At 38.8% G+C, this 394-nt stretch carries 1 protein-coding gene; it reads left to right on the top strand.

Going from position 1 to position 394, the window contains the following annotated elements; all coding sequences use genetic code 11:
• A partial coding sequence (locus J7R05_RS08805; protein WP_281388249.1) for a flagellar M-ring protein FliF C-terminal domain-containing protein occupies positions 1 to 321 on the top strand: 321 nt, incomplete at its 5' end.
• Between the last annotated feature and the right edge of the window lie 73 nt (positions 322 to 394).

Genomic DNA, 394 nt, shown 5'->3' on the forward strand with positions numbered 1-394 from the left:
GGCGGCGGAGAACGTTCAACTGATAAAAAAGACCGTCGCGAAGACACGACTAATTATGAAATTAATTCTAAGATTATTTCCACTGTTAAGGATGGTTATAGCGTGAAAAAACTGGCGGTTGCTATTGTGGTGGATCGTGCACGCGTGGTTCTTGCAAAAGGTAACAATGGGGATTCTGAAAGTTTCATTAATGATGTAATTAATCGTATTCAGCAGATGGTGGCAACAGCTGCAGGACTTGATCCAAAATGTGGTGATATTATCAATGTTACAGCAGCTGATTTCATTGGCTATTCTGATAAAGATCTAACACCTATATAAACGCGTATTTGGAAATCATTATCACCTTATTTATCCAGTTTCGTTAACGGATGGGTTTTGGTTATTGCTGTCT

The sequence above is a fragment of the Bartonella capreoli genome (assembly GCF_902813205.1).
Lineage (GTDB): Bacteria > Pseudomonadota > Alphaproteobacteria > Rhizobiales > Rhizobiaceae > Bartonella > Bartonella schoenbuchensis.